Genomic DNA, 13,631 nt, shown 5'->3' on the forward strand with positions numbered 1-13,631 from the left:
GTTATTATCACCTGAACCCTGTCGAAAAGCAGCGTCCGCCGCAGCAAACCGCTATGAAAAACGACGAGAACTCCTCTATGACCTCTGAGCAAGCCGAGCAGACCGACTTGAACCCAAGCAATCCTGCCGCAAGCCAAGAGCGCCCGCCAGAACCCACTACCAAGCACCACGTTTTAAGTGTGGCCCGCTTTGCGGTGAAACGGGTGGCAGAAAAAGACTTGATGAAAGTGGCATCCAGCCTGACTTACACCACGATTTTGGCGATTGTGCCGATGCTGACCGTGGTGCTGGCACTGTTTACTGCTTTCCCTCTGTTTCAGGAATTTGAAAAGGCTCTGGAGGGCTTTTTGACTCGCAGTCTGATGCCCGAAGTCGTGTCGGACAACATCATGATGTACCTGAACCAGTTCGCCGCCAAAGCCTCCAGCCTGACGGCCGTGGGCAGCTTGTTCCTGATCGTCACGTCCATCATGCTGATCATGACGATCGACGAGACTTTCAACAATATTTTTCAGGTCCATGTCCAACGCCCCCTGGGTCAGCGTTTGCTGGTGTACTGGGCGATTATTTCCCTGGGCCCCATCCTGACGGGTGCCAGCTTATGGGCCACCTCCATCCTGGCGCGGGAATCCCTAGGCTATATCGGCAATCTGTCAGGCATCGTGTCTTTTGCCTTGGCCTATGTGCCCTTCCTGTTCAGTGCGCTGGGTTTGATGGCCCTGTTCATGTATGTGCCCAACCGGCGCGTCTGGTGGCGTGACGCCCTGATTGGCGGTATTGCGACCGCCGCCGTACTGGAATTGATGAAAGCCGCGTTTGCCTTCTATCTGACCCGCTTCCCAACCTACACCATTATTTACGGTGCCTTTGCCGCCTTCCCGATTTTCCTGCTGTGGATTTATATTTCCTGGCTGATCGTTTTGCTGGGCGCATCCATGGTGGCTATTTTGCCGGACTGGCGTGGTCGTAACTGGGTAAAGTTAAATGTACCGGGCATCGCCTTTACCGACGCCGTCAACCTGCTCTATCAGCTCTGGTTGAACCGTAAGGACGCCCAGCCGGGTTTGAGCATACGCCAGCTCAGCCATAGTCTTGAACGAGACCCCGATGAGCTCTACAGCATTTTGTGCCAACTCAAATCTATGGGCCTGATTGCCGATACCCAGCAAGACAATGACGAGCGCTGGGTATTGAGCGGCGATCTGCGTCTGGTCAGCCTGAAACAACTCACTAACGCATTTTTGCTGGACCGCGCCCATACGCACGAGGGTCCGCTAGAATATGTACTCAATTATCTTTCTCAGTTTTTCGATCAGCGACTATCCAATCTGGAAGAACTGTTTGAATCCCCGCAAGGCATTCTGACAGGACAACCAGCCATACTAAACGCCGATCCCGGTCAGGAGACCCAGTATGTTAAAAGTCAGTGAAATCCTGCGTGTCAAGGGAGACACGCTTTATACAGGCACCCCCGACATGACCGTAGAAAAAGCGGTGCAGAGCATGAGCGAGCTCGATATCGGTTCGCTGGTGATCATGGAACATGGTCAGTTGGTGGGTATGTTGACCTTTCGCGAAATTATTCGCCACTGGCACGCCCAAGGGAATAAAGCCCAGGGCTTTACGGTGCGCAGCATCATGGACGACGCCCCCGTAAGCGTCACCCCCAACACCAGCGCCGACGAAGTGCAGCGCCTGATGTTGAACAACCACGCCCGTTACATGCCTGTCATGGACGGCCCGGTGCTGATGGGGGTTATTTCCTTTTTCGATATGGCCCGCGCTATTGTTCACGCCCAACAGTTCGAGAACAATATGCTCAAAGCCTATATCCGCGACTGGCCTACCGACTCCGCCAGCGCGTCCTAAGACAGCGCGTCAAGCGCCGCCCACTACTGGTGGCGTTGCAATTCCTCCCAGGCCTGCGCAAGCAGGCCTGGGTCGTTTTTAGCCAGCCAGGTGTGATCCGACAAAGTGCGACGCCACTGACGTGCGCCCTTCTTGCCATGCGGCCAACCCAACATACTTTTGATCACAATGCGCAAGGGCACGCCAGCCTGAACGTGCGGCCGGGCATAGGCAATCATTTGCTCGACAACCGTGTCCTCATCTAGCAGAGCATCCTCGGGCCACAAACGGCGGTGAATATCGCCTAAGACCGCCGGGGTATGCCAGGCTGCACGACCCAGCATCACGCCATCAAACTGTTCTTCCAGCGCAACCGCCTGATCGGTTTCGTGAATACCGCCATTTAAAATAAACAGCGCCTCGGGAAAATCCTTCTTCAACTGCATAGCTACGTCGTAGCGCAAAGGTGGAATTTCGCGATTATCTTTAGGCGACAAACCTTTCAATACCGCATTACGAGCGTGCACCGTGAACACACGGCAACCAGCCTCGAACAAAATACCAACAAAGTCCCGCACAAAATCATACGACTCGCTGTAGTCCAGGCCCAGCCTGTGCTTGACGGTAACGGGTACCGATACAGCATCCTGCATGGCTTTGACGCAGTCAGCCACCAGACGCGGCTCGTTCATCAGACAGGCGCCGAATGCGCCCTTTTGCACACGCTCGGACGGGCAACCACAGTTCAGATTAATTTCGTCGTAGCCCCATTTCTCACCTGCCAGCGCACTGGTGACCAAGGCCTCTCGATCGCTGCCGCCCAGTTGCAAAGCCACCGGATGTTCAGTCTGATCAAAATCCAAATGACGAGCCTGATCACCGTGCGTCAAGGCACCCGTGGCGATCATCTCGGTAAACAGCAAGGCACGCGGTGCCAGCAGACGATGAAAAAAGCGGCTGTGGCGATCGGTCACATCGATCATGGGCGCCACACTCAAACGCCACATCTGGCTGTCCGGCATCACAAAATTAGTCATAAACAGATAACAAAAAGCCTGAATGCCAGGCCTGTTCAAGAGGAAAAGAAGCCATTTTAATGGTTTCAGCCGACCACAGGATGAAGATAAAGCACGGTAAATCGCTACAAGGCTCCAAAAAGCGAGCGCACTGGTCTAAAATCGGCCGTTTGACATACTTGCGCGCCTAATTAGGGCGCCCCAACCGGACCCTCACTGAAAGCATGGCTGTTTTTACTTCTGTCAGCGAACTTGACGCCCGCGAACTGCTGGAACACTACACAATTGGCGAGTTTGTTTCCTTACGTGGCATTACCGCCGGCATTGAAAACACCAATTACTTTCTGAGCACCACTCAGGGCGAGTACGTTCTGACCTTGTTTGAAGTCCTGACGCTGGAGCAACTGCCTTTTTACATTGAGCTGATGCACCATCTGGCTGCCAAGGGTGTCCCGGTTCCGGAACCCATGACCCGCCGTGACGGCAAACGTATCTGTGTCATGCATGGCAAGCCCTGCTCCATTGTGACCCGCTTGCGTGGCGGCTATGAACCCGAGCCTACGGTCGAGCACTGCCGCCAGATCGCCCGCACCCAGGCGCAGGCCCATCTGGCCGCCCAGGATTTCCCCCTTGAACAGCCTAATCTGCGCGGTCTGAGCTGGTGGAAAACGACGGTCCCCCAGGTGCTGCCTTTTCTGGACGAAAGCCAGTCCGAGCTGATTCAGAACGTATTGCAAGAGCAAAGCCGTTTTGCCAATAGCGACACCTACCGCGCTCTGCCACAAGGCCCCGCCCACTGCGACCTGTTCCGCGATAACGTGCTCTTTGCCGGTACCTCGGAAGCACCCCAAATGGGCGGTATCATCGACTTTTACTTTGCTGGTTGCGACACCTGGCTGTTTGACGTGGCCGTGGCCGTGAACGACTGGTGCATTGACCGCTTGAGCGGTGCCCTGAACCAGGAGAAAGCCCTGGCCTGGCTGGAATCCTATGCGCAGGTACGCCCCTTTACCGAAGCCGAACATATCGCCTGGCCTATACTGATTCAGGCCGCCGCGCTGCGCTTCTGGATCTCGCGCCTGTACGACTTTTATCTGCCCCGCCCCGCCCAGACCCTCAAACCGCACGACCCGCGGCATTTTGAGCGTGTCCTGCGCCAGCGTCGCGACCATGCTGTACCGGCGCTCCCTCGATAAATACGGATACTGATTATGCAAGCTGCCAAGCTCCCCTTTCTTTACGGGTGGTACTGGATTCAGGAAGGAGTGCGCTTGTTCAAGCTGCAACCCGCTGCTCTGTTCTTTTGGAGCCTGATCACATCCATCCTGATCAACCTGAGCAATATCTTCCCCATCATCGGCCAGATGGTCCTGATCGTGCTGGTGCCGACCATGACCTTCATCATCCAGAACGCCTGCCGTCGAATTTATGAGGGTGAAGTCATACGCTTAGGCATGTGGACACAGCCCTTGAAACCGGCCCCGGTTCGCAACCGCCTGATCAAGCTGGGTTTTATTTATTTGCTGGCTTGTCTGGCCGTTGGTTTTGTGGCGACTTTTCCCTTCGTCAATGAACTGACGCAGTTGATGGACAACAGCAGCACGGCCAGCCCCGAAGCTGTCATGGCGGCTTTTCGCAAGCCCATCTTGCTGTTCTTTGTGCTGTATCTGGGCCTGTCCGCCTTGTTCTGGCACGCTCCGGCCCTGGTAGGCTGGCATGCCGTCCCCGTCAAACAAGCGCTGTTCTTTTCCATGATCGCCTGCTGGCGCAACAAGGCCGCCTTCCTGCTCTACGGCCTATGCTGGGCAGGCGCCTTTTTCGCCATCCAAACCTTGGGTGAACTGCTCTTGGGCGCAGGCTTAAGTCCAAGCACCGCCACCATGGTCCTGACCCCTATTAATCTGGCCATGGCCGCTATCCTTTACGCCAGCTTCTACCCCGCCTACCGCAGCGTGTTTGGTGATCCAGCAGGCGAAGCTCAACATAGCTAAACCCAGTCTAACCACACCCCGCCCCCTGTTTGACGTAATTGTCGCAGGGCAGCGGCCCAAGGGGCAAACTGCTCCGGTCCAGATAAATAGCTGACCGGGGCCTCCAGCACCGATCTGGCTCTCCGACACAAACGCACTCCCCCGATAGGGACCGCCGGACAAAACCTCAAAGGATGATCAGCTTCATCCAGAAAACAAATATCCAGGGCCTGTTGCATTCCCCACATATGAACTGCACGGCAAGGGCGTAGCCACACAGCAGTCGTGAAGTCTGCTCCCTGTGAGCACGCCTTCCAGCCACGCCAACGCATCCAGAATGTGCTGGCCTCAAGCAAATACAGAGGCCGCGTCAACGGCGGATTAGTCGCTATCGGCATCACCCTAGCCTCCCCCTGCCAGCCAAGGCCCCAACAAGCTCATGGCAATGACCAAAAAAGTACAGGGGAAAATACAAACAACCAAGGGCGCCAATAAATACACAGGCAGCTTGAGCGCTCTTTGTTCAGCTTCCAAATGTAGATGACTACGCAGTTTTTCCGCTTGAGATCGCAGCAGCAAGGCCAAAGACAAACCGGTGTCCTGAGCCAGCTCCAAAGACAAAGCCAATTCCTCCAACTCCGTTTGCCTGAAAGTCAAAGCGACATTACGCATGGCTTGCGGCAAACGCCGCCCCGCCCGTACCTCCCCTTGCACTTTATTCAGGCTGAGCAACAAACTCCCTTGCGGCACGGCCTCCATAGCAAGAGCCCAGGCTTGTTGCAAACCCTGACCAGACTCCACTGCCAGCACCAATAAATCCAGAAAAAACGGCAAGTCCCGGCGGCAACGTGAGTGATGCTGACGCTGTAAAGCTCTGCCCCGCGAGATGGCCTGCACTAGGCTCATCAAAAGGCCCACAGCCACCAAGCCTACAATCTCGACCAGCACAGCCCCCTGACTCAACAAGAAGATACCCGCCACGCCAGTCAGCAAACAGCTCAAAGCCACTCGTTTACTTAGAAAAACCTGTATTTCATTTGCATACGATCCCCACAGGCGTGCTGACCACTCCTGCACAAAAGGCAAAGACAGGCACAGACTCAACACTCTGGAAAACGGTGCTTCCCAGGCCTGCCAAGCCGCCTGTCCCAAACTGCTGCCCCCTTCCAACAAGAGCAGATAGCGCCCCCGCCAGGACCAGAGGAGTGCGACCACCAGTAAAGCAGTACTCAAGGCAGTGAGTGACCAAACCAGTACTAGCATAGTCACTCATCTCCTCGCAAAATCACCTGCATCCACCACAGCCCCATCGTCAGCATGGCGACAATCCCCCCGGCCACCCAAACGCCCAAGGAGTTGAACCAGGCTTGCTCAAATGCGGTGGCATCGAGAAGATACAGAGCCCCCGCTACAAAACCCGGCAGGCAAAACATAATCCGTGCCTGCAAGCGTGCTTGAGCAGTCAAGGCAAGAATCTTGTCCTCAATGGTCAAGCGCGCCCGAATCGTTTGCGCCAGTACCTTCAAGCGCTCCCCTAGTCCGGCCCCCGTGCTCTGCCCCATTTGCAAGGCACTGACAAACATAGCCAGCTCGGACACCGGTATTCGCTCTAACAGGTTCTGATATGCGTCCTTGGAGCTCAAACCCACACGCAGCTGACGCAACAGCAAACGCAGCTCCTGTCCCAACGGTGCAGGCAAAGATTGAGACAATTGCTGCAAAGCCGCTTGCAAAGCCAAGCCCGCTTGTAGGCTCAAGGCCAAAGACAGCACAAAGTCCGGCAATTGCCTTCGTAAAGACTCCAATCGTCGCCGCCCCATCCAGCGCAAGACAAATAAGGGCGTCACGGCGGCTAACAGCGCGACTATCACTGCTAGCCAAACAGACTGAATCAGCCACCAGGCGCCCAGAAAAACAAGAGGCAATAAAGCCCACGCGCCCAGCGCAAGATACTGACTACGCACAAACACAAAATGCGACTGCAAGCTCTGCTCTGATTGCCTAAGCAATTGCTGTCTGTAGCGTGTGACCAGTCTCTGCCCTAGGCGCAATAACAGATACGCCAGAACGCTAGTACCAAAGACCGTCAGCAAAATACTTAGAAGCTTCATGGCTGCCCCTCTGTGGGGGAAACATACTCAGACCTCAAGCCACTGGACGCGAAGCCAAGTTCCGGGCCATAGCTATACAAAGTCTGCAATTGAATACGCTGCGCTTCGATACCAGTCACTTCCACAATCTCATGAACCAAACGCTTGCCATCGGGCAAACGGCTCAGTTGCACAATAATGTGCAAAGCCCGGGCAATATGCTCCCGCACGACCAGCAAGGGCAAATCCAGACCGGCCATCAAAACCATGCCTTCCAGTCGAGACAAAGCATCGCGCGGTGTATTGGCATGCAAGGTGCCCATAGACCCTTCGTGGCCAGTATTCATGGCTGACAACATATCGAAGGCTTCGGCACCCCGGCACTCGCCCACCACAATCCGATCTGGCCGCATACGCAAGGCCTGCCGCAAAAGGCTGCGTATATCTACTTGCCCCTGGCCTTCGGCATTGGCTGGCCGTGATTCCAACGCCACCCAATTACTGTGCTGTAGTTGCAACTCGGCGGCATCTTCCAAGGTGACCAGGCGCTCCCCGGCATCAATGCAGGTACTCAGCACATTCAACAAAGTAGTTTTGCCCGTGCCCGTACCGCCCGACACCAGAATATTGCAACGACGCCGTACCGCCTGTTGTAGAAAATCTGCCATCTCCTGAGACAGGCTGCCAGCCTGCAGCAAGTCCTCTAGCCCCAAGCGGCGTTTAGGAAACTTGCGTATGGTCACGCAGGTTCCTTTGACTGCAATGGGAGCGAGCACCGCATGAAAACGCGAGCCATCAGCCAATCGACCATCCACTGCTGGCGAACTGATATCCAACCGCCTGCCTAGCGGGGCCAGGATACGGTCAATAACCGCCCGTAAGGCCGATTCGCTGCTGAATTCCAAAGGATGGGCCTTGAGTCGCCCAGCCTGTTCCACAAATACCCGGTCATAACGATTGACCATGATTTCCGAGACTGAGGAATCCGCCAGCAAAGGCTCCAAAGGCCCCAAACCCACGGCCTCTGCACATACACTGGCTTGCAGTCTGGCGCGCTCTTCCTCTGGCACCGCGCATTGCTCCTGAATCAGGCGTCCCAGACAAGCAAAGGCCTCCTGCTGTAGCTGCATGTCTGTCACCCGTGATAAATCCCGGCGCTCTAATTCCAAAGCACCGAGTAAAGCGTGATGCAGGCGCTGCTGCTCTTGCCTGAACAGCTCACTATTGGAAACCTGTGCCTCGTTCCGTTCCGGCAGCAAGCGACTGTCGCGCGGCATGGGCAAGCCCGGCTCGGCCAGAGCATAAACCTCACCTTGCCCAGCCTCAGGACTGCTCAGTTGATTCTGCGCTGCCGTCTCACCCGGTACTTGCTGCCCAAAACCAGTAATCCGCAACTTGAAACCGCCCAGCCCCAGTACGTCTCCCTGACGCAAAGGGCCATCGTCATAGACCCGTTTACCATTCAGATGGACTCCCGTCAGCGAGCCATGATCCTGGATGTACACCGCTCCAGCACGCTCCAACAAGCTGGCATGCTGACGCGCAATACGCCAGGACGGCAAGACCACGTCACAGGCAGGATCACGCCCTATCAAAGCCGGTAAATTCACGAGCCAAGGGCGCGTCGTCCCCAGTTCTGACTCAAGCTCAAGGTTCAACACGAAACACCTCGCTGTCTGGCTCCACCCATTGGGAACGATTGCCCTGCCACGCCGCTGATCCCTTGGGTGCAGGACGCAAGGGTGTATTCAAGCGAGGGGCATCCGGGAAGGTTTGATCCAGCCACTGTGCCGCATTCGCTTGGCGGGCCAGCAAATCAGGATGCTCTGCAACCACCAAGGTAGGCGTCACAAATACAGCCAGCTCTGTTTCTTGACGGGCAAAGCGCTCGGAACGGAATAGGGCCCCAAGTACCGGCAAACTGGCTAAACCAGGCAAGCGGTCGACATGGCGAGACTCTTCACGCGAAATAAATCCGGCCAGCACCAAAGTCTGCCCCGAGCGCACATTGAACTCGGTTGAAGCCCGACGTGTTTTTAAAGATGGCCCCGCAGGTTGAGACAAGCTGGCATCCACTGAACTGACTTCCACCTCAATCTTTGAGCGCACCAAACCTCCACGCTCGACTCTGGGTACGATACGCAGGGAAACCCCATAGGGCTTAAAGCTGGTCTTGCTATTCCCCTTATCGTCTGTGGTGGTGTAGGGCAGTTCTCCTCCAGCCAAAAACTCAGCCTGCGAGCCGCTACGCGCCAATAGCTGCGGCTGCGCCAGCACCACGGCATGGCCTTCCTGCGCCATGGCCTGCACACGTGCCGACATCAAGGCTCCGACACCAAAAAAGGCCGCCCCTTGCCGAGCAGGGAACGCTAAAGGCAAGACTGCCTCCCCTGGGCGATCCAGAAATTGATGTGTCGCTGCGTCCCAGCCACCTCCCATACTCAAGCCACCTTGAGAACTCCCATCCCAACGCACCCCTAGCTCGCGCAAGCTATTACGCGGCACTTCCACTACCTGCACATCCAGTAGCACCATCGGTTCCCAGCCGTCCTGCTGAGTAAAGTCCAGCAGTTGGGGATGCTCCTGGCTCAAAGCCTGGATTCTTTGCTTATCCTGATCGCTCAGGCCTTCTCCTTCCAGCACCAGCTTCCCGCCCAATTCACTAATCCGAAGTTCAGGGATGCGCTCCAGCAAACTTCTTAGCTCGGCTACTGTCTGCCGATGGTTTTCGGGTGACACCTCAAGCTGATAGGACTGGTTTTGTCCGGAGCTGGACCAGACCTGCACTACCGTACTGCCCGCTTTACGGGCGAATAAAATCAGCTCCCCTGACTCCGTCGTAACAGCATGGACAATATCGCCATCTCCCACGGCGACACGCTCCACGTGTGTATCCGGCAGAACCAGCAACTCACCGACCTGCAAAGCCAAGCCTTGCGCCTGACTTTGCATGCTGAGTCCAAATAGCGCAGCGGACAACAAGCCCAAAGCCGCTCGGTAAAGCCTATAACGAGTTTTGCTCATGGCTGCTGCCCCATCGAAAAACTGTCGGGCATATCCAACCACCCCAACCGCTCCTGCTCCGCTTGACTGACTTGGCCACCCGGGCGATTCCCGTACAGAACCTGCACAGGCGGCCTGGGCGACATCCCCTGCCCCAAGCCCAGAATATCGGCCAGCTCTCCGCGCACCGCCGCCTGATGAGGCGTATGGTCATCAGGATTACGCAGCAAAGCACTGATGCGCCCATGCTGTCTGGCCGCAAGCAGTTTCAAGGCATCATCTGGGCCTACGTCCAGCGTCAAGGTACTGTAGGCATCTTTATCCAAACGTGAGGTCGCTACACCCTCTCCTGATTTTTGTCCCGTAGCCAACACCAGCACCGACTGCAACAAAGGAGCCGTTACCCGGCGCTGCCTGTCATCAAAACTGACATAGATATCAATCAGATCGCCCGGCCGAATCAGCCCTGAAACGGAACTGATAGCATCCACTGGCAGCGTCAATGCTCGTCTACCGGCTAAAAGCTGCTGCGAGAAGGGACTGCTGGCCTCCTGCACGTGAGCCTTGCTGATCAGATCACCTGCTCGCAGTGGCTGGCCTAACACCAGGCCAATCAGGCTCTCGAACTGCGCTGCATCCCAGCTATCACTGGGTACCAGTTCTGCCGGATAAGCACGAGCCGCCAAGTGCTCGGCCTCTAGCACGGTACCGACTGCCAAGGCCGAGGCTGCCACCACCCGATCCAACTGCACGCGCAGCGCGGCCTGCCGCAATGCCTCTTCCTGTCGGTCCAGATAACGGCTGCTGGTTCCCGCAGCCAACAAACCGGCCAGCAGCGCCAACAGCCCGAAACCTGCGCTGGGATGGCGACACAGCCACAAGAATTTCGCCCGAATCATGAGACCTCCGCTTGGCAGGCACGGCAGATCAACAGCAAGTAGCGCTTCTGCTCATGCTCCAGTTCCACCACATCCAGTTCGGCAGGACCTTTGCGCCAATAGCGCTCGCCAGCCTCAGCCCCCCAATCGTTCTGATGTAAAGCGGCTTGCCAATCAGGTTCGGCAAGCAGAAGCCAGCTTTGCACCTGCCCTGGCTGTTCGTGTTGCCACAACACGAGACCGGCAATAGGTGCTGCAGATGATTGAAAAGACGAGGAAATTGAGGGGCTTTGCTCAGAAACACTTAACAAGCCCAAGGAGGTCGCGCCTTGTACGTCTTCCAACCACAAGACGCAGTTCTTGCCGTCTTTGGCACGCAGAAACACCCACTGCTCTACCAGCCGGAACGCGCCATAATGAGCCCCACAAAATGGCTCTAAACGGGAAGACAAAGTCTGTGCATCCAGGTCTGTCATCAACCCCCAGCTATACACCGGCCCAAAGTCAGTCTGTGTCATTTGTGCTTGATCCCACTGAATTCGGGAGTCCTTCAGGGAGTCCGGCAAGGTCAGCGTTTGGGCCGGCACGGGACTCAGCATCAACAAGGCCAGTAAAAACAAGGCGAGTAACTGTCTCATGGTGTCCCCTTGTGCCTGCGATCAGGCACAACATCCTGCCATCGGCTTAACCAATCCAGATCAGCCTGAGTGCGCCGCCAGGCCGCATCCATAGGCCCCGCTTGCCGTACCGTGTCCCTGGCAGCAGGCCTGCTTGCAGCCACGGCCTCACCCCAGGCAGTCTCACTGCTCTCCAATCGCTGACGGGTCTGTTGGGCACTGCTTGACTGTCCAGCAGCCGCCCACAACTGGGACTGACGCTGCAATTGGCTAGGGGTAGGCAAAGAGATCAGCCAACGGGGCCAGGGGATAGGAACACGGGACTGTACTGTCCAGGCCCCACTGCGCAGGCTCAGAAGTTCCCATTGCAAAACCTGGCCTGTTGATATGGGTGACTCCACAAAATGGCTGGGCCCCACATCCTGAGCGGGCTTGTTTAACACCGAAACCGGCCTGCCTTGCGCATCATGACTGAACAAGGCCAGGTGAGTACTTTGCTGCATTTGCTGCAAACGATACTGCTGCTGCATCAACCATCGCCCGGCCATCACCATTAAACCCAGCACTACGCCTAGCAAACAGGCCTCAATAAGTGCCATGCCTTCTTGTCGATTACTCATGATCCACGGCCCCCGGAGTCCATCAAGCGTGCCTGCCAAAAAGGCACAAACAGGCTGGGTCCATCATCCACAGAGTCGGTGTTACCCGGTGGCAAAGAGAAAAAAGATTGAGCTGCTGCACGGGTATGAACGGTCTGCCCTAAATGGCCTTGGCCCTGCAAGTTCAGAACAAAGTCTGGCCCTGCACTCTGGCTGTGATCAGCCAAGGCATAGCCATCGACCCACGGCCTTTGACTCCAAGGTCTGGCATCCCGCTGTGCCCAGGATTGCGCCACGGTATTGCCTTGGGCCGACAATAAAGAGCCATTCCCCTGTTCCAGGGCCCATTTCCAAAAACTCTGCCCTGAGAAGTCGTCTGGCGCCGATATGCCTGGTACAGGGAAAGGTGTTTGCAGCGCCCAAGCCATCGCATATTCACGGAAGTAGCAGCCTATCCAACGATTGGATCGCACCATATGCATGGACTGCGTATCGTTTGAATGCCAGCGCCCGGAGCGATCAAACTCGGTCCGGCCAGAACGGCGCAAATGGTGACGCCATAAAGGGCAGCGGCGATCTACGCCGGGGTAAGAGCGTGCCTCGTAATCACGGGGAGCCAGGAAACCATACAAGGAAACCAAATGCTCCAGACCACGCCGCCACTGCGACTGCCCTGCCTGCAACAACAAAAACTGAGGCCATTCATCTTGTTCGAACTGCCAGCTCAAAGCCTGGGCAGGCCAATCAGGCAAACTGCCTTCAAGAGTCGCCTGAATAATGGCTTGTCGACGCTGCGGCAAGCCCTGCACTAATTGCTGCTGAGCTTGAGCCAACACCTCGTAGATCAAATGTTGATGAGCCTGAAACGCTTGTTCCAAGGCCTGTTGATTGTCCCCAGCAGAACGCGCCTGCGTATAAGCCAAGCCATGCGCCGAACCAAACATCATGGCAATCAGATGGGCGGGAGGATTCGCCCGGCGAACTTGCCCGGACTGAGTCTGTGCCGCCCGATCCCACGTGGCTAAAGTCAGCAAATGGCCGAGCGCCAGTTGATGGCCCAGCTGCGCCCGATTGATATACGCCAATAGATTCAGGGTACGGGCTTGCTCGGTTGCCGCCCCATACGCAGCCGCATCCAGCACCAAGGACAAGCGCCCTTGTTGCTCGGCAATCTGGTTCACATGGAAGTAGCCGCCCCAGGCGACGGACAGGAGCGCCAACGCTATCAGGCCCCAGGCCAGCACCGCCCCCTCTTGTGGATGCTCGGGCTGCCTCATTGCGCATTGCCCGTAAAGGATTTCAGGCTCTTGGCACTACCTTGAGCGGCCGCCGCTGAAGCGGCAGATTGAGCCTGTTGAGTCTGCTCGGAGCCGTCCTCGCCCGCCAGCTCCTTGGCCATGGCGGCGGTCTGATTGCGAATCACCTGACCAAAGGACTGGTAAACGGCAATGGCCGCCACAGCGACCAACGCCACAATAATTAAATACTCGACCATACCCTGGCCGCGCTGCCGCCTGATGAACTGTCTCATTGGAATCTCCCAAAAGTCAGTTCACAGTCTGCCCCTTGGCAGCGGGCCGGAATATTCGCAAAAACCGAGCCGGATGGGC

Annotated in this window: 14 protein-coding genes; 4 read left to right on the forward strand and 10 right to left on the reverse strand. The window is 56.5% G+C overall.

From position 1 onward, the window contains the following. Positions 1-77 precede the first annotated feature (77 nt). Together IE156_RS01465 and IE156_RS01470 are read left to right on the forward strand one after the other, a co-directional pair. Positions 78-1,430: a YihY family inner membrane protein gene (locus tag IE156_RS01465; protein WP_444541878.1), complete on the forward strand. Its 1,353-nt coding sequence runs from the start codon at positions 78-80 to the stop codon at positions 1,428-1,430. Beyond that, a complete protein-coding gene (locus IE156_RS01470; RefSeq protein WP_189390721.1) occupies positions 1,414-1,869 on the forward strand; it encodes a CBS domain-containing protein in 456 nt (151 codons plus the stop codon). The genes IE156_RS01465 and IE156_RS01470 overlap by 17 nt, the downstream gene beginning before the upstream one ends. A gap of 23 nt (positions 1,870-1,892) precedes the next feature. Here IE156_RS01470 and dusA read toward each other — a convergent pair whose 3' ends face one another. Further along, a complete protein-coding gene (gene dusA / locus IE156_RS01475; RefSeq protein ID WP_229840845.1) occupies positions 1,893-2,885 on the reverse strand; it encodes a tRNA dihydrouridine(20/20a) synthase DusA in 993 nt (330 codons plus the stop codon). Positions 2,886-3,088: 203 nt separating this feature from the next. Between dusA and IE156_RS01480 the strand changes: the two genes are divergently transcribed. Beyond that, positions 3,089-4,060, forward strand: coding sequence for a homoserine kinase (locus IE156_RS01480; protein ID WP_189390722.1), 972 nt, complete (start codon positions 3,089-3,091; stop codon positions 4,058-4,060). A 15-nt stretch (positions 4,061-4,075) separates the two neighbouring features. Next, positions 4,076-4,855: a BPSS1780 family membrane protein gene (locus IE156_RS01485; RefSeq protein WP_189390723.1), complete on the forward strand. Its 780-nt coding sequence runs from the start codon at positions 4,076-4,078 to the stop codon at positions 4,853-4,855. A 381-nt stretch (positions 4,856-5,236) separates the two neighbouring features. Here the strand turns inward: IE156_RS01485 and IE156_RS01490 are convergent, their stop codons facing one another. The 9 genes from IE156_RS01490 to IE156_RS01530 all read right to left on the reverse strand — a co-directional run bounded on the left by IE156_RS01490 (position 5,237) and on the right by IE156_RS01530 (position 13,552). After that, positions 5,237-6,097, reverse strand: a complete 861-nt coding sequence (locus IE156_RS01490; protein WP_229840847.1) for a type II secretion system F family protein — start codon at positions 6,095-6,097, stop codon at positions 5,237-5,239. Between the two features lie 2 nt (positions 6,098-6,099). Next, positions 6,100-6,945 (reverse strand): type II secretion system F family protein, encoded by an 846-nt coding sequence (locus IE156_RS01495; protein ID WP_189390725.1) that lies wholly within the window; start codon positions 6,943-6,945, stop codon positions 6,100-6,102. Further along, positions 6,942-8,582 carry a TadA family conjugal transfer-associated ATPase gene (locus IE156_RS01500; RefSeq protein ID WP_189391359.1) on the reverse strand — a complete coding sequence of 547 codons (1,641 nt, stop codon included), beginning with the start codon at positions 8,580-8,582 and terminating at the stop codon, positions 6,942-6,944. Before IE156_RS01500 ends, IE156_RS01495 begins: the two co-directional genes overlap by 4 nt. Further along, positions 8,572-9,876, reverse strand: a complete 1,305-nt coding sequence (locus IE156_RS01505) for a type II and III secretion system protein family protein (RefSeq protein WP_189391360.1) — start codon at positions 9,874-9,876, stop codon at positions 8,572-8,574. Before IE156_RS01505 ends, IE156_RS01500 begins: the two co-directional genes overlap by 11 nt. Before the next feature lie 68 nt (positions 9,877-9,944). Beyond that, complete coding sequence (gene cpaB, locus IE156_RS01510; RefSeq protein ID WP_189390726.1) at positions 9,945-10,826, reverse strand: Flp pilus assembly protein CpaB; 882 nt, start codon at positions 10,824-10,826, stop codon at positions 9,945-9,947. Then, positions 10,823-11,443: a hypothetical protein gene (locus IE156_RS01515; RefSeq protein WP_189390727.1), complete on the reverse strand. Its 621-nt coding sequence runs from the start codon at positions 11,441-11,443 to the stop codon at positions 10,823-10,825. The genes cpaB and IE156_RS01515 overlap by 4 nt, the downstream gene beginning before the upstream one ends. Further along, the gene (locus tag IE156_RS01520; protein ID WP_189390728.1) at positions 11,440-12,042 is read right to left on the reverse strand and encodes a pilus assembly protein TadE; all 603 of its coding nucleotides are present in this window, start codon (positions 12,040-12,042) and stop codon (positions 11,440-11,442) included. The genes IE156_RS01515 and IE156_RS01520 overlap by 4 nt, the downstream gene beginning before the upstream one ends. Beyond that, on the reverse strand, positions 12,039-13,298 hold the full coding sequence (locus tag IE156_RS01525) for a hypothetical protein (protein WP_189390729.1): 1,260 nt from the start codon (positions 13,296-13,298) through the stop codon (positions 12,039-12,041). Before IE156_RS01525 ends, IE156_RS01520 begins: the two co-directional genes overlap by 4 nt. Beyond that, positions 13,295-13,552: a hypothetical protein gene (locus IE156_RS01530; RefSeq protein WP_009462197.1), complete on the reverse strand. Its 258-nt coding sequence runs from the start codon at positions 13,550-13,552 to the stop codon at positions 13,295-13,297. Before IE156_RS01530 ends, IE156_RS01525 begins: the two co-directional genes overlap by 4 nt. Positions 13,553-13,631 lie beyond the last annotated feature (79 nt).

Source organism: Alcaligenes pakistanensis, assembly GCF_014652815.1.
Classification (GTDB): Bacteria; Pseudomonadota; Gammaproteobacteria; order Burkholderiales; family Burkholderiaceae_B; genus Alcaligenes; species Alcaligenes pakistanensis.